This is a genomic window from Duganella fentianensis, assembly GCF_964031615.1.
Lineage (GTDB): Bacteria > Pseudomonadota > Gammaproteobacteria > Burkholderiales > Burkholderiaceae_D > Rugamonas > Rugamonas fentianensis_A.
Genome location: NZ_CAXIQN010000014.1, coordinates 356,858 through 375,563 on the forward strand (window position 1 = coordinate 356,858; position 18,706 = coordinate 375,563).

Consider the following 18,706-nt stretch of genomic DNA (forward strand, 5'->3'; position numbering starts at 1 on the left):
TTTTACGCGCAATGCAAGCAAAAAAGTAAGATTTATAAGTTATAGCTTCATTGTTTGTTATCATTGACTTGATATAAAACAGCCCATAGAATCTGCCCTACTTGAAGAGAACACGGTTCTGCACGATATGCGAACCACAATAGTTGTTGCTCATTCATTCACGGAGTCGGGGCTCCACATGACATTTTAAGGAGTGTTTGCCAAAGGCGTCTGCCTTACCCCCGAAAGCAGTTGTATTGCGACTGATGTCGTTCCGAATGAGTACCAGGCGTACCAAAGGAAGCTTCAGCTCAGGCAAGCAATGATGGCGTTATGCGTACGCTCCCAGCGGCGCACAACGATGATATTTCTGATGCACGGCATTAGCACCCGGTTAGCTGCGTACAACGCTGGCGGGGAAGCGCTTTTACGGACATTTCAGGGGAAGTCTATGATTAATCGTATCACCGGTGCAACTCAGTTTGCCCACAACATGGCTCGCCAGCCAGCTGCGTGGTTGTCCAACACGCGCGTATCGGCCAAAGGCGTGCTCGCCACCGCCCAGCACACGCTGACCATCGTCGGCGTGAGCGCACTGATTATGATGGCAGTATTGTTTGTTCGTCCGGAACTGGCCAAAGACCTGAGCAACCTGCTCAACCGCACGCCAGAGGCTGAAACCGAGCCTGTCGTAGTGCCACCGCTGTCGGAACTGATGGAAGCCCCATCGAGCGCCCCGGTCGCCAATACCGAACCGCTGACGGCCGAGGAACGTGCCCTGCTGGGCACCAAGAAACAGCAGCAATGGGTGACCTCGTGGCTGTCCAAGCGTTACCGCGTAGCGGGCGATGCCGCCAATATGCTGGTTTCCACTGCCTACCTGACGGCACGTGAAATCAAACTCGATCCACTGCTGATTCTGGCGGTGATGGCGATCGAATCGGGCTTCAATCCGTTCGCGGAAAGCCCGGTCGGCGCGCAGGGTCTGATGCAGGTGATGTCGAAAGTACACCATGACAAGTTCCAGGACATGGGCGGCACCCAGGCTGCACTGAATCCGGTTGCCAATATCCGCGTCGGCTCGCTGATCCTGAAAGACTACGTCACCCGTGGCGGTTCCGTCGAAGCTGGCCTGAAAAGCTATGTAGGCGCAGGTGCCTTCGAGCATGACGATGGCTACGGTTCGAAAGTACTGGCCGAATACCAGCGCCTGAAGATGGTGTCGGCTGGTAAAAAAGTGCCGATCACTACACCAGTCATGGCCGCCGTGCCTGCCAAGCCAGCCCAGCCGCTGGCCAGCACAGAGAAATCCATCAGCGGCACCCAGATCGCCGGCCTGTAAGCACTGCTTCCTCTAATAAAAACCACCTCGCGAGGTGGTTTTTTTATTTCTGCGCCACACAGAAACGGTTCAACGGCCGCACGTGGTGATCTTGGTGCGGATGCCATCGCGAAAGGGATCACGTCCGCCCGTCAGCCCGTTGCTCTCCTTGACGGCGCAGAAGGTGGTACCTGCCCCCGTACGGATACGCGTCATCACCCGCCCATCATCGAGCGTCACACTCTCCTGCGTCATACCATCCGAGCCCGTATAGGCGCTGGCCAGCTTTTCGGCCAGCAAAGTACGCTCATTGGCAATCTTCTTATCGCGCGGATTCCATGCTTCCTTACGCAACTGCTTATCCACCGCGCCGGCACTACGGCGCGCGCGCAACATTGCATCCTCATCCTGCGCTGGCTTGGCGGGCAGCGCGAACGGATCAGCGGACGGCGCCACCAGCGTCATAGCCGGCGCCGACGCCACGGGATTACCTGGCTGATCGGCTGGCGCAACGCTGATAGCCGGCGCTGACTTGACCGGCTGCGCTTTCCGGAGTGGCTGGACGGCTGTTAGCGGCGCGCTAAGCGACTGAGCAGGGCGTACTACCGTGCGCTGCGGCTTATCCTGCTGCTGTGCCGGCAAGATATAGGTTAGCGTGCCCCGCGCAACTGGCCTAGGCGGCCCCTGATGGGGCGGCACATGCCAGCACCATACAGCCAGCAGGTGAGCCGTGCCGATCAGCGCCAGCCAGCTACGTCGCCGCCATGGCGAAGCGGATATCGAGTACAGGCTAATAATGCCACCTCAAGATTAACTATAAAACAAGTTATTCTCAACGTGCACGTACACAAAGTCAAAGCGGAATCATGCAGCGTCGCACCATAGCCCCGGCGGTAGCACCTGCTAATACCGTGGGGTCAGGTCGGGCAAAGTGCTGGTGTCAGGTCGGGCAAAGTGCACTTTTTGCGAATTGTCAAAGATCGCACCAACGCCCGACCTGACCCCTGCACTTTGCCCGACCTGACCCCGAAATAAAAAAAGCCACCGCATGCGGTGGCTTGAGATGGGGCAGCGCGCGGCTTAGCGCTTTTTGTCGGCAGCTACTTCTTCCGGACGCAGTTTGGCAGCCAGTTTGTCCAACACGCCGTTGACGTATTTGTGGCCGTCGATACCGCCGAACGATTTGGTCAGCTCCACCGCTTCGTTGATGACGACGCGATAAGGGATTTCCAGATTGTTCTTCAGCTCGTAGGCACCGATCAGCAGCACTGCGTGCTCGATCGGCGACAGTTCGGCTACGCCACGATCGACCAGCGGTGCGAAGGTGTCACGCAGCGCGACGGAATCCTTGATGGCACCGTACAGCAGTGCCGAGAAGTGGTCGCCGTCAGCCTTGTCGAAGCCGTGCGCGGAACGGATGTTGTTGACCACGGTGGCCGCATCTTCGTTATTCAGCAGCCACTGATACAAACCCTGCAACGCAAACTCGCGCGCGCGGTGACGCGGCGTACGGTTTTTACTAGGGTTGGCGTGCAATGCTTTATCTGTCATGGTTATACCTATTCTTAAATTCTTACAAAATCCGGCCTGTTGCGCCGGTGCATACCGGTGCAACACTGCATTTCCGGCCGTTTTACAAAGCAACTTACTCGTCGTCGCCCTGATCCTGATTCAGCTCTTCCAGAGCAATGGTCAGGTTCGCCATTTCTACTGCTACCCGCGCGGCATCCGCGCCCTTCTCTGCCATACGCACTTCTGCCTGCTCGTCGTTTTCCGTGGTCAGGATGGCGTTAGCGATAGGAATACCATAATCGAGGCCGATACGGGTAATGCCGGCGCCCGATTCGTTCGACACCAGTTCGAAGTGGTAGGTTTCACCACGGATCACGGCGCCCAGTGCGATCAGCGCGTCGAACTGCTGCGATTCTGCCATCTTTTGCAGCACCAGCGGCACTTCCAGCGCGCCCGGCACGGTCACGTGCAGGATATCTTCATCTTCTACGCCCAGATGCTTGAGCTCGGCCAGACAGGCCGACAGCAGGCCGTGGCAAACGTCTTCGTTGAAACGGGCTTGAACGATGCCGACGCGCAGTCCGTCGCCGGACAGGTTGATTTCATAGCTACCTACGGTCATGTGAGGCCTCTTTTTAGGTGGGTAAGGTGGGTGGTTCAGTTAGGTTTGGCCAGATAGCCGGTCACTTCCAGATCGAAGCCCGTCATCGATGGCATTTTGCGCGGGCTGGCCAGCAGTTGCATCTTGCACACGCCCACTTCGCGCAGAATCTGCGCACCGATACCGTAGCTACGCAGGTCCATGCTGGCAGCGCGGCCTTTCGGCTTGACTTCCGGCTTATCCAGCGCAGCGAACTGGGAGAAGAACTGCTCGGCAGTTTCTTCGCAGTTCAGCAGCACGATCACGCCGCGCTCGGAGGCTTTGACAGCGGCCAGCGAGGACGACAGATTCCACGAGTGGGTAGTCGCCTCCGATTCCAGCACATCCAGAATCGACACTGGCTGGTGCACACGTACCAGGGTTTCCTTGTTCTTGTCCATCTCGCCATGCACCAGCGCCAGGTGCGCCGAGCCGCTAGGCTTGTCGCGGTAGGCGATCATGCGGAATTCGCCCTGCGCGGTTTTCAGCGTGCGCTCGCCAACTTTTTCCACCAGCGATTCATTGCGGCTGCGGTACTGGATCAGGTCGGCAATGGTGCCGATCTTCAGATTGTGCTCCTTGGCGAACTCCATCAGGTCCGGCAGACGCGCCATGGTGCCGTCGGCCTTCATGATCTCGCAGATCACCGAGGCAGGCGTCAGGCCGGCCATGGCGGTCAGGTCGCAACCGGCTTCGGTATGGCCAGCACGCATCAACACGCCGCCCTTCTGGGCCTTCAGCGGGAAGATATGGCCCGGCTGAACGATGTCGGTAGGTTCCGTGTTCTTGTCTACCGCTACCTGAATGGTACGCGCACGGTCGGCGGCGGAAATACCGGTGGTCACGCCTTCGGCCGCTTCGATCGATACCGTGAAATTGGTGCCGAAGGCGGTGCCGTTACGGGCCGACATCATCGACAGGTTCAGCTGGTCGCAGCGTTCTTCGGTCAAAGTCAGGCAGACCAGACCGCGCGCATGGGTGACCATGAAATTAATGGCTTCCGGCGTGACGAAATCCGCCGCGAGCACCAGATCGCCTTCGTTTTCCCGGTCTTCTTCATCGACCAGAATCACCATGCGGCCTGCGCGCAATTCGGCGACGATTTCTTCGGTGCTGGAAATTGACATGTTAAATCCTTTGTAGCGAAGCTAGAACAGCCCGCTATTTTAAAGGATTTACGCCAGCACCACCGCAAAAGGCTGTTTTTATAGACTAAATCCCCGGTTTTCACCGGTCGATCTGGTCATAATATCAATCTTTTACGGCTGAAAACTGGCTGGCGCGCTTATTTGCCTGCCGCGCCCACGGAAACCATGCGCTCCACATAGCGCGCAATCAGGTCGATTTCCAGATTCACCTGCTTACCGGCGGCAAGGTGCTTGAGGGTAGTCATGGCGATGGTGTGGGGAATCAGGTTGATCGAGAACTGGCACACCAATTCCGCACCGCTGCCGATATCCTCGACCCGATTCACCGTCAGAGACACGCCGTTGACGACGATCGAACCCTTGAAGGCGAGGAATTTGGCCAGTTCGCGCGGCGCCTCGATCACCAGTTCCCACGATTCGCCGATAGGCTCGAACTTGCGCACCACGCCCAGACCATCGACGTGACCGGACACCAGATGGCCGCCCAGACGCTCGTTCAAGGTCAGTGCCTTTTCCAGATTCACTTCCGTCAGCGTATCCAGCCCCACCGTGCAGTTCAGGCTTTCGCGCGAAACGTCGACGCGGAAGCTGGTCTCGTCTTTTTCCACCACCGTCATGCAGGCGCCGTTGATAGCGATCGAGTCACCCAGCGCCACATCGGCCAGCGGCAGGCCGCCAGCATGGACATTCAGGCGCACGCCTGCAAACGAGCCGCCTTCGAGCGGGGTAACGGATTCGATTTTGCCGATAGCGGCGACAATTCCAGTGAACATAGCGTTGTAGTCTTAATGTTGAAAAGCGTGTTAAATAAATCGTGCAAGGATACGCAAATCTTCGCCGATCTGCTGTACCTGATGGAATTTCATGCGGCGCTGATCCGTCAGTTGCTCCAGCGCAGGCAGAGCAAACATGCCCTGCGCATCACCGAGCAAGCTAGGTGCCAGATAGACCAGCAGTTCGTCCACACAACCAGCGCGTATCAGCGAGCCGTTGAGCTTACCACCCGCTTCCACATGCAGCTCGTTGATCTGGCGCCGCCCCAGTTCGCGCATCAGTTCAGCCAGATCGACCTTACCGTTTGCATTCGGCAGCATGATCACTTCCGCGCCCAGATCCGCCAGTGCGGCCTGCTTCTCGGCATCAGGCTGCGCCGCAGCAATCCACGTGCCGCCACCCTGCAGCACCTTGGCTGACAAGTCGATTTCCAGCCGGCTATCGACCACGATGCGGCGCGGCTGGCGCGGCGTCTCGACGGCACGCACATTCAACTGGGGATCATCGGCTTTAACGGTGCCGATGCCGGTCAGGATAGCGCAGGCGCGGGCACGCCAAGCATGGCCGTCGGCACGCGCCTCTGGCCCGGTAATCCACTGGCTCTGACCATTGTGCAGCGCCGTCATGCCATCAAGACTGGCGGCGCTCTTCATGCGCACCCACGGCAGGCCACGCGTCATGCGCGAGAAAAAGCCGATATTCAGTTCATACGCCTGCTCGGCCAGCAGGCCGACGCTGGTGGCGATGCCGGCCGCCGCCAGCTTGGCCATGCCTTGCCCCGCGACCAGCGGATTCGGGTCTTCCATCGCTGCGACCACACGGCCCAGACCAGCGCGCACCAGCGCATCGGAACAAGGCGGCGTGCGGCCGTAGTGATTGCAGGGCTCCAGCGTGACATAGGCGGTGGCGCCGCGCACATCATGGCCGCGTGCCTGCGCATCTTTCAGGGCCTGAATCTCGGCATGGTCGCTGCCGGCCTGCTGGGTCACCCCGGCGCCTAGCACTGCGCCATCGCGCACGATCACGCAGCCGATATGGGGATTGGGCGAGGTGCTGTACAGCCCGCGCGCCGCCCATTCCAGTGCCAGTGTCATCCCCTGCAGATCGTTGCTGATTTTCATAAACCCCTAAAATCCCGACTTTCCCTACTCACTCGCGCTAGCGCAGCTAGCCCCTTCCTGCACCGGATCGCAGACACGTATCCGGCCCAGCATATTAATTTTGATGTTGCGCACATTTTCGCCCAGCCGCAACGTCAGCGTGCCCCAGCGGGCCATCAGGCTGCTACCAGCCTTGCATGGACGTCCAGCAGCATTATAAGCAAGATAGTCAGGCACTGCTGCGCTGGAAAACGCTGTACGCAGCACCAGACCACTCGCCAGCGGCGGATGTACCAGCAACACCGGCTCGCCCGTATCCGGATGCTGGTTGCCATCCTTATCGACAAACACGGTCCAGCCATGCTGCCACGCACCGTCCGATGCATGCGGCACCAGCAGCACGATGCTGCCACGCGCCATGGCATGGCTGCGCGCTAGCCGCAACGCCGCCAGCATATCATTGACGGCAGTCTGCAACTGCTGGCGCTGCAGTATCGCTTGAAACGATGGCACTGCCTGTGACAGCACGATGGCCAGCAATGCCAGTACCAGCATGGTTTCCACCAGTGTGCGGCCGCATCGGGTGCGGCGACGAATTATGGCCAGCATCGCGGCTCCCGTCCCGTCGCTGCTTGCTTGCCACGACTGGTGAGTATCAATTGCTGGCAAGCCTCATCGCGGAAGTGCCCGTCTACGCGGGGCGTGCCGGGCGTGGCGATCAGTTGCACACACTGGCGTATCGTCTCGCCTTCGCAGGCTTTGCCTTCAATCTCGTAGGCGCTATGCGCGGCCGCGCTGCCACTCCACCACTTGAACTGGCGCGCTTCGGCTTCCGTCGCAGTGGCCGAAAAGGACTGATAAGAATTGGCCTGCGTGTAGTAGCGCTCCTGCTGCTGCAATAGCTGCCACAGCGCCACCTGTGCCTCGGTGCGCCGTGCGCGGATGACCGCGTGCTGATAAGCTGGCAGCGCCAGCGCCAGTAGAACAGAACCGATTGCCAGCACCACCAGCAGTTCAAGCAAGCTGAAACCACCAGCACCGCGCCAGCCCTTATGCGGTTTCATTGGCTGGCCTCGTGCAGTTCGCGCCAGTGACTGATCTCGCGCCAGCTCAACCGCCCTGCACGACGTACCGCCTTGACGCGGGCCACGGCTTCCACTCTGGCTGCGCCCTGCGCGTCGTGCGTGACAACGATGTGGGTCAGTTGCTGCGTCACCTTCACGCCTGAGGTGGACGTGGGCAAGCTGACCATGCGCGTTGCAGGCAGCAGCACAGGTTTGGCGGAATACTCAGGTTGCATCAATCCTACCAGCGCCACTGCAGGATCAGCCAGCAGTGCGCTGCTGGCCGCTAAGCCAGTTAAAACATTCAAGGCATAACTACGGCTGCGGGAAGCGCCGCAAGCCCCCGCCTTCCCGTTCGGCAGCAGGGTATTGAACAGCACCATGCCATCGATCAGGCGTGCGCCATCGATGCTGCGCTCGCCGCTACGTTCCGAGCGCCAGAAATCGACCAGCCAGCCACGCTCTCCCGCCGCCATCGTCCCCGTCACATCGAACAGTCCCGCGGAATTCGGCACCAGCACGCGCTGCGCCAATTGCTGCCGCCCTGTGATTGCGGATATGGGGCGCGACAGATTATCGCGCAGCGCATAAAACGTTTGCGTGGCATAGTCCGCCTCAGCAAGGTCGGCGCGATTCAGCAAACGGCCAGTTCCGAACAGAATCAGGTAATCGCCCTCCGCGCCATAGACGATGGAGGGCTGCTGGGTGATGGGCTGGCGCCGTCCCTGTGCGTCACGTGCAGTGAACAAGCGCTCCACACCGCCCGACCAAGGCGCAGTACCATACAGGTCGAAACGCCACAGATTACCTTGCAGATCGCCCGCGTAGGCAAAACGCAGCAGGCCATCGCGGTCAGCGAGTAATGCCGGCGCACTCAAGCCGTTCGCTAGCAGTACATCGGAAATCGGGGTAAGGAATCGAAAATAATTAGCATTCATACGCCAGCCTTCCGTGGCCTGCTTATCCAGCATCAGCAGGAACAGCGCGCCCTTGCCCGCGCTACTGGCATGGCCATCGGCGCCGTAGTTATTCATGCCACTGGCAAATACCGCCACGGCTGCTTCACTACCTGTGCGCAAGCGTATGCGTGCCAGTTGCGCCGGTGTCAGCACATTGCCCACCATCGCATCGTCGGCATCGGTAAATTCCCATAGCACGGATGCGGCATCGAGTGCCTCAGGGTCAGTAACATCCAGTGCAAACACACCCTGCGCGCCCGTGCCTAAAGCTGCCAGCAACACACTGCGCCAGCCACGGGACAGTCGCACCTCACCCGCCAACAGCGGACCATCGAGATACGCTCGGTGGCGGTAGGCAGGATCTGTCAGCAGACTCAGGTAAGGCATCAGCGCGTTCGGTATGTATGCGTAGCGCTCCACGCCATCAGCCATATCGAATGCATGCAGCATACCGTCGTTTGCGCCAAGATAGACCACAGCACGACGCTGCGCATAACGCTGAAGGAATGCCGCATACGCTGCATCCTGTAGCTCTGCCGATGGTGCGGCCACCAGTACCGGCGTGCTACGCAGCGCATCGCCGAGCAAACTCTGACGGCGGCGAAAAGGCTGTCCTTCGTCACTGCGCACACCGCGCAAATACGCAAGCCGCCGTACGCCGAGGCCGTCGCTATTTCTCGCCTCAGGGCTGATCTTGTCCAGCATGTTTTGCTGGACTAACGACAGCGCCGGCCATACAAACGGTATGCCGCGCAGGCTGCCATCCCCATCCACCTGCGCTGTGTAGATGCGCCGTTCTGACGGCGCGGGCATAGCGGGCTGATCACCATCGCCCGTCAGAACACGCCCTGCCTCCCACTGCGCCGCTCCTAGCTCGACGGTCGCCCCACCTGCCGTGAATGGCGGCATGGCATAGCGGGCGAAGTAACCGCTCCAGTCGCGAAAGTCCGCGCTGGCCTGTAACCATGTCCCACTGGACTGTGCCCTTACATCGGCTGCAAAATAGGTCGCAGTACCAGTTACCCTACCAGCATTCGCCGCCTCGCTCCCAGTTCGGCAAGCCGTGGTCAGCGTCTCGGCAGCCAGCGGCACGACTGGTGGCAAGGCTAGCGTCTCCAGCGTGGTCGTCACGCCCATGAAAAGACCGACTACCAGCCGTACCGCACTTACCCGTATTCTGTGATTCATCGCGCCACCTCACTCGCCACGACCGTATATAGTCTGTAGCACCACTTCCGTATCCGCCTGCGGCCCGAAGCCAATCGCCGTAACGCGATAGCAGTAATGCGCAGGCGCTCCGGCCACGGCCTCGTCGCCGGGCTGATGGCAAACCAGACGCTCGATCAGGTAGCGCGGCCGTTTGAATGGCAGCGCACCATCCGCCACGTCGAAACTGGCACCCGTGTGAGCGCCAAACTCCACGCTGCAGGCACCGGCATCTTCGCCACCGGACAAATCCACCTTCTGCCACGCCGGTGCAGGGGTGCACGGCGTGAGTACCGCGCTGCCATTTTCAAGATCATGTTCTGCATCTGCCACAGCCGCCTCCGCCGCCTGAAATGCTACGTCCCGGTCGCGCGCAGCGCGCGCTACCCGCGTCCCCTGCAAGCTCAGTTGCGCGGCCGATGTGCCCAGCAACAGCACGATCACCAGCAGCATCAGACTAAGCAGAACCGCCATTCCGCACTGCCGCCCGCGCCGCATCGCTAGCTCCGCGTATTGCGCAAGGCAATGGTCGTCTCCAGCATCACCCGCGTTCGTCGTCGCTGCGCTTGCGGCATCCTGCGTTCGTCGATACGCACACCTTCGTCCTCGGTATGCGCATCGGCATAGCGAGCGCCGAACAGGTCAAACTGCCGACTGCCCGTGTCGGCGCGCGTTGCAACTTCGCCCCTCAGCAGCAAGGCAACACGGATGGCGCCAACGCGCTTCCAGTAAGTCTTGCGCTGCAGGTCCTGCCAGCGCTGCGCCGGATTCGCGCCTTCCAGCACCAGCGCTGCATCAAACTGCTCCAGCGCTGTGGCATTGAAATAGCCATTCGGCACACCATCCGCAGGAACATCGGTATTCACGCCATACAGCACCTGAAACGATTCGACACCACGCACCAGTGCATCACTGCCCCAGCCCGAAGCCGAGCGGTATTTGCAGCGCAATTCCGCCACACCCGCCGCATCCAGCGCCACATAGAAAATGCTCCAGCCCTGCGCGGCAAGCGTGGTGGGGGCGGCCACGCCAAAGCCGGCGCAATTCACGCTCGATCCATCGCCTGTGGCACCGCTGCCTGATCCCGCGTAGCGCAGTGCCAGCACATCGCTGCCATGCGCCACCGCGGGCAGCGGCGCAGCTATTCCTTCGCTGCTGCGCGCCAGACTGCGCCCGTCCAGGCCTGCCACGGGGGCGGTCTCACCCATCCAGCCCACAGGTGCGCTGCTGCTATCCCATTCCACATAGGCAGCCTGGCGGATAGCCTGTGCCATCACTGCCAGCGCTTGCTGTGCCGCATCGCTCAAGTCTTGCTGGTCGTTGTGCTGGCGGTAGCCGTGCGCCGCCACCAGCAGCAAACCGGTCGCCAGCAATGCCAGCAACAGGGTCAGGCTCAGTGCTATCAGAAATTCCACGAGCGTGCGACCAGCATAGGCCAAGCGATGATGTTCACAATGCGTCATTACGGCACCCGTACTGTCAGTCCCAGCGCAGGGCCAGCCGCGGATGATGCGCTGGCAACGCCGGTGTCGCCGGGGGCTGCGCCAGCAGTCCTGCCGTCGGCCAGCTTGCCTTGCCAGCCTAGCTTGATGACTAGTGGTGCGAGCGTGCCACCAGCACAATCCCAGCGCAGCCGACCTGCCTCCACAGGATGCTCGTCGCGGCAGATCCGCACACGACCAGCGGGGAAGCGATGAAACACCTGCCACTGCGCTTCGTAGCGGTCGAACTGTGCCAGTTGCAGGCCATCACAGACAGCGGCAAAACACTGCAGCGGCGGCGCAGAAGGGGGTTCTGCGCCAGCAGCATCGTAATCAAACAGATAGGGGTTGGCAGCTGACGAATCGCGCGCCACCGCAGCATTGGCACGCATCCGCTCGGCCAAAGCGCTGGCCAGATGCTGCGCCTGTCCCAAGAGCTGATCCTGATGGCTAACACGCTGCGCAACGATTTGCATAGCAGCGCTACAGACAATGCCTAGCGCCAGCAACAGCAGCGCCACCAGCACTTCGAGCAGAGAAAATCCGGCGAATGAGGAATGTGCACGCATGGCACACCTACGCGTTTCAGCAATCGATAATGCTAGAACTTACGCGCAGGAGAAAGACGATGGCTGAGCCACCTCAAAGGTGCGCCAGTTGGGAGCGTTGCAGGCCAGGCCAGGCTAGGCTTTGCGCGGTTTGCGTTCCTGCCCCACTTCGGCAATCGCATCCTGAAACTCGGCCAGATCTTCGAAGTTCTTGTAGACGGAAGCGAAACGGATGTAGGCGATCTTGTCGAGGCGTTTGAGTTCCTGCATCACCAGCTCACCGATATAGCCCGATTCCACCTCGCGCTGGCCGCTGGTCAGCAACTTTTCTTCGATGGACAAAATGGCCGCATCCACGGCAGGCGCCGCGACGGGACGTTTGCGCAGTGCCAGCATCAGACTGGCGCGCAGCTTATCGGCGGTAAATTCGGTACGGCTACCGTTTTTCTTCACCACGTACGGCATCACCAGCTCGATCCGTTCGTAAGTGGTAAAACGCTTATCGCAATTCACACAGCGACGACGCCGACGGATGGCATCGCCCTCCTCGGATACACGCGTATCGAGGACCTGAGTATCTTCATGCTGGCAAAAAGGACATTTCATAGGTGCGGAGTTCCGGTGGGTGGCGCCGATCGTGTCAGCGCCACCTTACCACGATATTACTTGGCGTAGACAGGGAACTTGTCAGCCAGTACCTTCACCGCAGCTTTCACGCGCTCGATGGTGGCAGCGTCGTGCGGATTATCCAGCACGTCGGCGATCAGGTTACCGACCTGCTCGGCTTCTGCCGCGCCGAAACCACGGGTGGTCATGGCTGGGCTGCCCAGACGGATACCCGACGTCACGAATGGCTTCTGCGGGTCGTTAGGGATGCCGTTCTTGTTGCAGGTGATGTGTGCGCTGCCCAGAATCGCTTCGGCTTCTTTACCGGTCAGATTCTTAGGACGCAGGTCCACCAGCATCACGTGCGACTCGGTGCCGCCCGAAACGATGCGCAGACCGCGCTTGATCAGGGTCTTGGCCAGTACGTCGGCATTGATCACCACCTGCTGCTGGTAAGTCTTGAACTCTGGGCTCAGCGCTTCTTTGAACGCTACCGCCTTACCGGCGATAACGTGCATCAGCGGGCCACCCTGAATGCCCGGGAAGATTGCCGAGTTGATGATCTTCTCGTGCTCGGCCTTCATCAGGATGATGCCGCCGCGCGGGCCGCGCAGCGATTTGTGCGTGGTCGAGGTCACGAAGTCAGCGTGTGGCACCGGGTTAGGATACAGACCGGCAGCGATCAGACCGGCGTAGTGCGCCATGTCGACCATGAAGTAGGCGCCAACGGCTTTGGCCACGGCAGCGAAACGTTCGAAATCGATCTTCTTCGAGAAGGCCGATGCGCCAGCGATGATCAGCTTAGGCTTGTGTTCTTTGGCCAGTGCTTCCATCGCATCGTAGTCGATGTCTTCGGCAGCGGTCAGACCGTAGGACACCACGTTGAACCATTTGCCCGACATGTTCAGCGGCATACCGTGGGTCAGGTGACCGCCTTCGGCCAGCGACATACCCATGATGGTGTCGCCCGGTTTCAGCACGGCGAAGAACACGCCCTGATTGGCTTGCGAGCCCGAGTTAGGCTGCACGTTGGCGGCTTCGGCGCCGAACAGCTGCTTCACGCGGTCGATGGCCAGTTGCTCGACCACGTCGACGTGTTCGCAACCGCCGTAGTAGCGCTTGCCCGGATAGCCTTCGGCGTATTTATTGGTCAGCTGGGAACCTTGCGCTTCCATCACGGCTGGCGAGGTGTAGTTTTCCGAAGCGATCAGTTCGATGTGATCGTGCTGACGGGTGTTTTCGTGCTGGATAGCGCCGAACAATTCCGGATCGACGTTGGCGAGGGTGTGATCTTTTGCGAACATGTAAAAACTCCAATCGAATGAGTAACTTGTTACTGGCAGGCTGGATCGAATGAGGGACGCCAATAGCGCATAGGCAGCCTCTTCGTGCTTTCCATCGATGGCTGCCCAGGCGAACGGCTGTTGAAATCTCACGTTTCCCGGTGGAGCCCCACCTTTCACTGCACGCATGATGCACTATTTTGGTGCGTCGCGCAGCTTTTCGCCAGTTACGTGAGACGTAATGGAAGCCTGATTGTAATTTATGCGCCTGAAATGAGCAAGGAAGCTATTGACAGGATGACAATGAAATGCGTGTTTTTTGTGCTGCAGTGCGGCAGCGCAAGCATTTCGGCTACAATTTTGTCGACCTTCGCATTTGCATCCAACCTCCCTCTAACTCATCCTCAAGGACAGATCATGATCGTCTTCATCACGGGCGCTAGCGCCGGCTTCGGTGCTGCCATGGCCCGCATTTTTGCCCGCAACGGCCACAAGGTACTGATCAGCGGCCGCCGCGTCGAGCGTCTGCAGGCACTGGCGACGGAACTGGGCGATCTGGCCCGGCCGGTGGAACTGGATGTGACCGACCGCCAGTCGATCGAGAAAGCGCTAACCAGTCTGCCAACCGAATGGCAGGCCATTGATGTGCTGATTAATAACGCCGGTCTGGCGCTGGGCGTAACCCCGGCGCACGAATCCTCGCTGGCCGACTGGGATACCATGATCGCCACCAACTGCAGCGGTCTGGTGGCCATGACGCGCGCCATACTGCCCGGCATGGTGGCACGCAACAGCGGCACCATCATCAATCTGGGCTCGGTCGCCGGTGAGACGCCTTATCCGGGCGGCAATGTGTACGGTGCCACCAAGGCTTTCGTCGAGCAGTTCACCCTGAATCTGCGTGCCGATCTGGTGGGCACGGGCGTGCGCGCCACCAATCTGGCGCCCGGCCTGTGCGGCGGCACGGAATTCTCCAATGTCCGCCTGAAAGGCAACGACGCAGCCGCCGCCAAAGTCTACGAGGGCACCCAGCCGCTGACGGCCGACGATGTAGCCAACACCGCTTACTGGATCGCCACCCTGCCCCCTCACGTGAATATCAACCGCATCGAAATGATGCCGACCTGTCAGGCCTATGGCCCGCTAGCCATCAAGCGCGAACTGTAAGGCCATGCTGCGGGGGTTTAGTTTGTTACTAAACAAAACGTAAGCGCTTGTTACAAAGCTTGGCATGCGGCGGGGAAAAGGCTTTACTATAGTAAAATATTGCTCATCCTCATTGTAGTCAAACAAACATGCCAGCAGAGTTTATCTGGAACGTACGGGTCTATTACGAAGACACCGACGCCGGCGGGATCGTCTATTACGCGAATTACCTGAAATTCTACGAGCGTGCCCGCACCGAATGGCTGCGCGCCTTGCAGGTGGAACAGCACGTGCTGGCACAGGAACACGGCATCCTGTTCGTCGTCAAAAGCGTGACTAGTAATTATCACGCCCCCGCAAAACTCGACGATGTACTAAAATTAACCCTTTCGATCGAAAAAATGGGGCGCGCCTCCATCCAGTTCATCCAGCAGGTGTGGTGCGGCGAAAAGCTGCTCAATACGGCTCAGGTAAAGGTGGCTTGCGTCGGCACGGACATGAATCCCTGTGCCATTCCCGCTTCGATCGTCGATAAAATGCGCAGTACCGTCAAAACAGCTAGCCCAGACTGAACTTACATGAACGTCACCCAAGACCTTTCCTTCCTGTCCCTCATCGCCAATGCACACCTGATCGTGCAGCTGATCATGGCGCTGCTGTTCGTTATTTCGCTGACCAGCTGGACCTATATTTTCAGCAAACTGTTTGCCATCCGTTCGGCCCGCCGTCTGACCATCGAATTCGAAAAAACCTTCTGGGCCGGCGGCAATCTGCACGCTCTGCACCAGAACGCCGGCAAAGACCGCGCCAGCAGCGGCCCGCTGGCCCGCATCTTCGAAGCAGGTATGGGTGAATTCATCAAGAGCAAGGCCGCCTACAGCGCCAGCCGCGAAACCATGGACCATGGCGCGATTCTGGATGGCGCCCGCCGCGCCATGCGCGCTGCCTTCCAGCGCGAAATGGATGCACTGGAATCGCATCTGGCCTTCCTCGCTTCGGTCGGTTCGGTCTCCCCCTACATTGGCCTGCTGGGTACGGTCTGGGGCATCATGAACGCTTTCCGCGGTCTGGCCAACGTGCAGCAGGCGACGCTGGCCGCTGTGGCACCCGGCATTGCCGAAGCACTGATCGCGACCGCCATCGGCCTGTTCGCGGCGATTCCCGCTTTCGTGGCGTACAACCGTTTCTCGCATGATGTAGACCGTCTGGCGATCCGCTTCGAAACTTTCGTCGAAGAGTTCTCCAACATTCTGCAGCGTCAGTCGCGTTAAGAGGGCAGCATTCATGGCTTCGTCTTTCTCCAGCAGCATGCGCGGCGGCCGTGGCCGCAAGCTGAAATCGGAAATCAACGTCGTGCCGTATATCGACGTGATGCTGGTACTGCTGATTATTTTCATGGTCATGCCATCGTCGAATGACCCTAGCGTGGTAGACCTGCCGAGCGCCGAAAAATCCACCAAGCCGCCGGCCGACTACGTGCAGATCGTGCTGAAACAGAACGGCGCGCTGTCCATCGGCATCAAAGGCAAGGACGAAGAAGCACCGGAAACGGCACCGAATCGCGATGCGCTGGTCAAAAAACTGCGCACCATTCATACCGATCATCCCGACTATCCCGTGCTGATCGCCGGTGACAAGGAAAGCAAGTACGACGACGTGATCCAGCTGATTTCGGAAGCCAAGAAAATGGGCATCAGCCGCGTAGGCCTGTCCACCAAATAAACCGTGCAGAACATGAAACCCGCAATGGCAGGCGGCCCTTACAAGGTGCCGCGCGAATCCCAAGGCTGGCGCGCTGCCGTGCTGGCTGCGGCCGTGCACGCCATTCTGCTGCTATTCCTGTGGGTGGGCGTGAGCTGGCAGAACACTACGCCAACCGAAGTACAGGCCGAAATCTGGGACATGAAAGTGCAGGACGCAGCACCGCCGGCCCCGCCTACGCCGGAACCCGAACCCCAACCCGAGCCGGAGCCGGAAACCCCGGCCGCACCGCCCACCCCTACCCCGGCGCCACCGACGCCGAAAGAACCGGACATCGCGCTCGAACGTCTGAAAGCCAAGCAGAAGCTGGAGCAGGAAAAGCTGGAAGCGGCCAAACAGGCCAAGCTGAAGAAAGAAGCGGACGAAAAGCTGGCCAAGCTGGAAGCCAAGAAACTGGCCGAGAAGAAGGAAGCCGAACAGAAAGCCAAAGAAGCCAAGGAACAGGCTGACAAGGACAAGAAAAAAGCTGCGGCTGACAAGCTGGCCAAGGAAAAAGCCGAGAAAGCGGAGAAAGCCGCCAAAGAGAAAGCGTTTGCTGCGGAGATGAGCCGCATTACCGGCAATGCCGCCAAAGGCAGCACCGGCACGGCCGAGAAATCCACTGGCGGCCGCGTCGACGGCGGTTATCAGGCAGCGATCCGCGCCAAGATCAAGAGCAACCTGATTTACGGTACGGTAGACGATACGCTCAGTGCCACCTACCAGATTACCCAGTTACCTACCGGTGAAATCATCGGCGTGCGCAAGATGAAGAGCAGCGGCTCGGCTGCTTACGATAGTGCAATCGAGAACGCGATTGCCAAATCGTCCCCACTACCCAAGAAAAAAGATGGTACGGTAGAGCGCGAATTTGTCGCCGATTTCAATATGAAGGATATGCACTGATGTACACCATGAAAAAACTCAATCAGGTATGGCTGGCTGCCGGTCTGACTTTGGCCCTGTGCGGTACGGCTCAGGCGCAGATGCGCATCGAAATTTCCGGCGTCGGCAGCAACCAGATCCCCGTAGCCGTGGCCGGTTTCGCCGACGAAGCCATTGCTCCCCAGCAGATTTCCGCCATCATCAAGGCTGACCTGGAACGCAGCGGCGCCTTCAAACTGATCGATGCTGGCGTCATCACCAGCATGAGCAACATCGATTACGCCGGCTGGAAAGCCAAGGGCGCCGACGCTCTCGTGATCGGCACCGTGGCCAAAGCGGCCAGCGGCGATTACGAAGTGCGTTACAAACTGCTGGATACCGTCAAGCAAACGGAACTGTCGCAACTGGGTCTGTCGCGCGCGCCGCAATACACCCGTTTGACCGCCCACACCATCGCCGACGATATCTTCCTCAAGCTGACCGGCGTACGCGGCGCCTTCTCCACCCGTATTTCCTACGTCAAGGAATACGACAAGCGCCACTACGAACTGCTGGTGGCCGATGCCGACGGTGAAGACGAACAGATGGCACTGCGCTCCAACGAACCTATCATTTCCCCATCGTGGTCGCCGGACGGCACCAAAGTGGCGTATGTCTCGTTCGAGCAGAAAAAGCCAGTGGTGTACATCCAGAACCTGATCACCCGTGCCCGCACCGTGGTGGCCAATGAAAAAGGCAGTAACTCTTCGCCGGCCTGGTCGCCCGCCGGTAACAAGCTGGCCGTATCGCTGTCCAAAGATGGCCACACCCAGATCTACACGGTGAACGCCGACGGCAGCAATCTGCGCCGCGTCTCGAACAGCAACGGCATCGACTCGGAAGCCCAGTTCTCGCCAGACGGCAACAGCATCTACTTCATGAGCGACCGCAGCGGCGGCCCGCAGATTTATCGCATGGGCGTGGATGGCAGCGACCCGAAACGTATCACCTTCAGCGGCAACTACAACATCAGCCCGCGCATCTCGGCCGACGGCAAGACGCTAGCCTACATCTCCCGCCGCGATGGCAACTTCCAGCTTTACACTCTGGACCTGGCCACTGGTCAGGAACAGCGCCTGTCTGACAGCACCGACGACCAATACCCGAGCTTCGCGCCGAACGGCCGCTACATCATGTACGCCACCCAGGCAGGTGGCCGCAAGTCGCTGGCTGTGGTATCGGTAGACGGACGTGTAAAACAACGCCTGACCACTCAGGCGGGCAATATCAAGGAGCCCACCTGGGGCCCGTTCATGCAGTAATTACTTATCCATC

General features: G+C 59.6%; 21 protein-coding genes and 1 riboswitch. Of the genes, 7 read left to right on the forward strand and 14 right to left on the reverse strand.

Translation table 11 applies throughout. The features are described from left to right. Positions 1-430: 430 nt before the first annotated feature. Complete coding sequence (locus tag ABNT42_RS11375) at positions 431-1,321, forward strand: lytic transglycosylase domain-containing protein (protein WP_348697018.1); 891 nt, start codon at positions 431-433, stop codon at positions 1,319-1,321. A 69-nt stretch (positions 1,322-1,390) separates the two neighbouring features. On the opposite strand, the gene ABNT42_RS11380 is transcribed toward ABNT42_RS11375, so the two are convergent. From ABNT42_RS11380 to glyA, 14 genes are all read right to left on the reverse strand, one after another. Further along, entirely contained in the window at positions 1,391-1,942 is a 552-nt protein-coding gene (locus ABNT42_RS11380) for a hypothetical protein (protein ID WP_348697020.1), read from the reverse strand. A gap of 438 nt (positions 1,943-2,380) precedes the next feature. After that, positions 2,381-2,851, reverse strand: coding sequence for a transcription antitermination factor NusB (gene nusB, locus ABNT42_RS11385; protein ID WP_155436513.1), 471 nt, complete (start codon positions 2,849-2,851; stop codon positions 2,381-2,383). Positions 2,852-2,945: 94 nt separating this feature from the next. Next, positions 2,946-3,434, reverse strand: coding sequence for a 6,7-dimethyl-8-ribityllumazine synthase (gene ribH / locus ABNT42_RS11390; RefSeq protein WP_348697022.1), 489 nt, complete (start codon positions 3,432-3,434; stop codon positions 2,946-2,948). Between the two features lie 35 nt (positions 3,435-3,469). Next, positions 3,470-4,579 (reverse strand): bifunctional 3,4-dihydroxy-2-butanone-4-phosphate synthase/GTP cyclohydrolase II, encoded by a 1,110-nt coding sequence (gene ribBA / locus ABNT42_RS11395; RefSeq protein WP_348697023.1) that lies wholly within the window; start codon positions 4,577-4,579, stop codon positions 3,470-3,472. A gap of 158 nt (positions 4,580-4,737) precedes the next feature. Continuing rightward, the gene (locus ABNT42_RS11400) at positions 4,738-5,373 is read right to left on the reverse strand and encodes a riboflavin synthase (protein WP_348697025.1); all 636 of its coding nucleotides are present in this window, start codon (positions 5,371-5,373) and stop codon (positions 4,738-4,740) included. 30 nt (positions 5,374-5,403) lie between these two features. Continuing rightward, on the reverse strand, positions 5,404-6,495 hold the full coding sequence (ribD, locus tag ABNT42_RS11405; RefSeq protein WP_348697027.1) for a bifunctional diaminohydroxyphosphoribosylaminopyrimidine deaminase/5-amino-6-(5-phosphoribosylamino)uracil reductase RibD: 1,092 nt from the start codon (positions 6,493-6,495) through the stop codon (positions 5,404-5,406). Positions 6,496-6,519: 24 nt separating this feature from the next. Further along, positions 6,520-7,083: a GspH/FimT family pseudopilin gene (locus tag ABNT42_RS11410; RefSeq protein WP_348697029.1), complete on the reverse strand. Its 564-nt coding sequence runs from the start codon at positions 7,081-7,083 to the stop codon at positions 6,520-6,522. After that, positions 7,071-7,538: a type IV pilin protein gene (locus ABNT42_RS11415; protein WP_348697031.1), complete on the reverse strand. Its 468-nt coding sequence runs from the start codon at positions 7,536-7,538 to the stop codon at positions 7,071-7,073. The genes ABNT42_RS11410 and ABNT42_RS11415 overlap by 13 nt, the downstream gene beginning before the upstream one ends. Further along, complete coding sequence (locus ABNT42_RS11420; RefSeq protein ID WP_348697033.1) at positions 7,535-9,685, reverse strand: PilC/PilY family type IV pilus protein; 2,151 nt, start codon at positions 9,683-9,685, stop codon at positions 7,535-7,537. Before ABNT42_RS11420 ends, ABNT42_RS11415 begins: the two co-directional genes overlap by 4 nt. A 9-nt stretch (positions 9,686-9,694) precedes the next feature. Next, complete coding sequence (locus ABNT42_RS11425) at positions 9,695-10,177, reverse strand: pilus assembly protein (RefSeq protein ID WP_348697034.1); 483 nt, start codon at positions 10,175-10,177, stop codon at positions 9,695-9,697. Between the two features lie 26 nt (positions 10,178-10,203). Then, the gene (locus tag ABNT42_RS11430) at positions 10,204-11,118 is read right to left on the reverse strand and encodes a PilW family protein (protein ID WP_348697036.1); all 915 of its coding nucleotides are present in this window, start codon (positions 11,116-11,118) and stop codon (positions 10,204-10,206) included. A gap of 47 nt (positions 11,119-11,165) precedes the next feature. Then, positions 11,166-11,753 carry a type IV pilus modification protein PilV gene (gene pilV / locus ABNT42_RS11435; protein WP_348697038.1) on the reverse strand — a complete coding sequence of 196 codons (588 nt, stop codon included), beginning with the start codon at positions 11,751-11,753 and terminating at the stop codon, positions 11,166-11,168. Between the two features lie 114 nt (positions 11,754-11,867). Continuing rightward, positions 11,868-12,338 carry a transcriptional regulator NrdR gene (gene nrdR / locus ABNT42_RS11440; protein ID WP_161034735.1) on the reverse strand — a complete coding sequence of 157 codons (471 nt, stop codon included), beginning with the start codon at positions 12,336-12,338 and terminating at the stop codon, positions 11,868-11,870. 56 nt (positions 12,339-12,394) lie between these two features. Beyond that, on the reverse strand, positions 12,395-13,642 hold the full coding sequence (gene glyA / locus ABNT42_RS11445; RefSeq protein ID WP_348697040.1) for a serine hydroxymethyltransferase: 1,248 nt from the start codon (positions 13,640-13,642) through the stop codon (positions 12,395-12,397). A 96-nt stretch (positions 13,643-13,738) separates the two neighbouring features. Next, positions 13,739-13,862: riboswitch (ZMP/ZTP riboswitch) on the reverse strand. A gap of 176 nt (positions 13,863-14,038) precedes the next feature. Here glyA and ABNT42_RS11450 point away from each other — a divergent pair. The 6 genes from ABNT42_RS11450 to tolB all read left to right on the forward strand — a co-directional run bounded on the left by ABNT42_RS11450 (position 14,039) and on the right by tolB (position 18,693). After that, a complete protein-coding gene (locus tag ABNT42_RS11450) occupies positions 14,039-14,788 on the forward strand; it encodes an SDR family oxidoreductase (protein ID WP_348697042.1) in 750 nt (249 codons plus the stop codon). Between the two features lie 128 nt (positions 14,789-14,916). Then, positions 14,917-15,339, forward strand: a complete 423-nt coding sequence (gene ybgC / locus ABNT42_RS11455; RefSeq protein ID WP_348697043.1) for a tol-pal system-associated acyl-CoA thioesterase — start codon at positions 14,917-14,919, stop codon at positions 15,337-15,339. A 6-nt stretch (positions 15,340-15,345) separates the two neighbouring features. Next, entirely contained in the window at positions 15,346-16,038 is a 693-nt protein-coding gene (tolQ, locus tag ABNT42_RS11460; protein WP_348697044.1) for a protein TolQ, read from the forward strand. 13 nt (positions 16,039-16,051) lie between these two features. Continuing rightward, entirely contained in the window at positions 16,052-16,489 is a 438-nt protein-coding gene (locus ABNT42_RS11465) for an ExbD/TolR family protein (RefSeq protein ID WP_348697046.1), read from the forward strand. Between the two features lie 12 nt (positions 16,490-16,501). Continuing rightward, positions 16,502-17,413 (forward strand): cell envelope integrity protein TolA, encoded by a 912-nt coding sequence (gene tolA, locus ABNT42_RS11470; protein ID WP_348697048.1) that lies wholly within the window; start codon positions 16,502-16,504, stop codon positions 17,411-17,413. Beyond that, positions 17,413-18,693 (forward strand): Tol-Pal system beta propeller repeat protein TolB, encoded by a 1,281-nt coding sequence (tolB, locus tag ABNT42_RS11475; protein ID WP_348697050.1) that lies wholly within the window; start codon positions 17,413-17,415, stop codon positions 18,691-18,693. The genes tolA and tolB overlap by 1 nt, the downstream gene beginning before the upstream one ends. The last annotated feature ends 13 nt before the right edge of the window (positions 18,694-18,706 follow it).

Excerpts from the sequence above, each read along its gene's own strand:
- ABNT42_RS11450 (WP_348697042.1), top strand. The coding sequence starts at position 14,039 with ATGATCGTCTTCATCACGGGCGCTAGCGCCGGCTTCGGTGCTGCCATG.
- ABNT42_RS11410 (WP_348697029.1), bottom strand. The coding sequence starts at position 7,083 with ATGCTGGCCATAATTCGTCGCCGCACCCGATGCGGCCGCACACTGGTG.
- ribD (WP_348697027.1), bottom strand. The coding sequence starts at position 6,495 with ATGAAAATCAGCAACGATCTGCAGGGGATGACACTGGCACTGGAATGG.
- nusB (WP_155436513.1), bottom strand. The coding sequence starts at position 2,851 with ATGACAGATAAAGCATTGCACGCCAACCCTAGTAAAAACCGTACGCCG.
- ABNT42_RS11415 (WP_348697031.1), bottom strand. The coding sequence starts at position 7,538 with ATGAAACCGCATAAGGGCTGGCGCGGTGCTGGTGGTTTCAGCTTGCTT.
- ABNT42_RS11420 (WP_348697033.1), bottom strand. The coding sequence starts at position 9,685 with ATGAATCACAGAATACGGGTAAGTGCGGTACGGCTGGTAGTCGGTCTT.
- tolB (WP_348697050.1), top strand. The coding sequence starts at position 17,413 with ATGTACACCATGAAAAAACTCAATCAGGTATGGCTGGCTGCCGGTCTG.
- ribBA (WP_348697023.1), bottom strand. The coding sequence starts at position 4,579 with ATGTCAATTTCCAGCACCGAAGAAATCGTCGCCGAATTGCGCGCAGGC.
- tolQ (WP_348697044.1), top strand. The coding sequence starts at position 15,346 with ATGAACGTCACCCAAGACCTTTCCTTCCTGTCCCTCATCGCCAATGCA.
- ABNT42_RS11400 (WP_348697025.1), bottom strand. The coding sequence starts at position 5,373 with ATGTTCACTGGAATTGTCGCCGCTATCGGCAAAATCGAATCCGTTACC.
- ribH (WP_348697022.1), bottom strand. The coding sequence starts at position 3,434 with ATGACCGTAGGTAGCTATGAAATCAACCTGTCCGGCGACGGACTGCGC.
- ABNT42_RS11375 (WP_348697018.1), top strand. The coding sequence starts at position 431 with ATGATTAATCGTATCACCGGTGCAACTCAGTTTGCCCACAACATGGCT.
- ybgC (WP_348697043.1), top strand. The coding sequence starts at position 14,917 with ATGCCAGCAGAGTTTATCTGGAACGTACGGGTCTATTACGAAGACACC.
- tolA (WP_348697048.1), top strand. The coding sequence starts at position 16,502 with ATGAAACCCGCAATGGCAGGCGGCCCTTACAAGGTGCCGCGCGAATCC.
- nrdR (WP_161034735.1), bottom strand. The coding sequence starts at position 12,338 with ATGAAATGTCCTTTTTGCCAGCATGAAGATACTCAGGTCCTCGATACG.
- ABNT42_RS11465 (WP_348697046.1), top strand. The coding sequence starts at position 16,052 with ATGGCTTCGTCTTTCTCCAGCAGCATGCGCGGCGGCCGTGGCCGCAAG.
- ABNT42_RS11425 (WP_348697034.1), bottom strand. The coding sequence starts at position 10,177 with ATGGCGGTTCTGCTTAGTCTGATGCTGCTGGTGATCGTGCTGTTGCTG.
- glyA (WP_348697040.1), bottom strand. The coding sequence starts at position 13,642 with ATGTTCGCAAAAGATCACACCCTCGCCAACGTCGATCCGGAATTGTTC.
- pilV (WP_348697038.1), bottom strand. The coding sequence starts at position 11,753 with ATGCGTGCACATTCCTCATTCGCCGGATTTTCTCTGCTCGAAGTGCTG.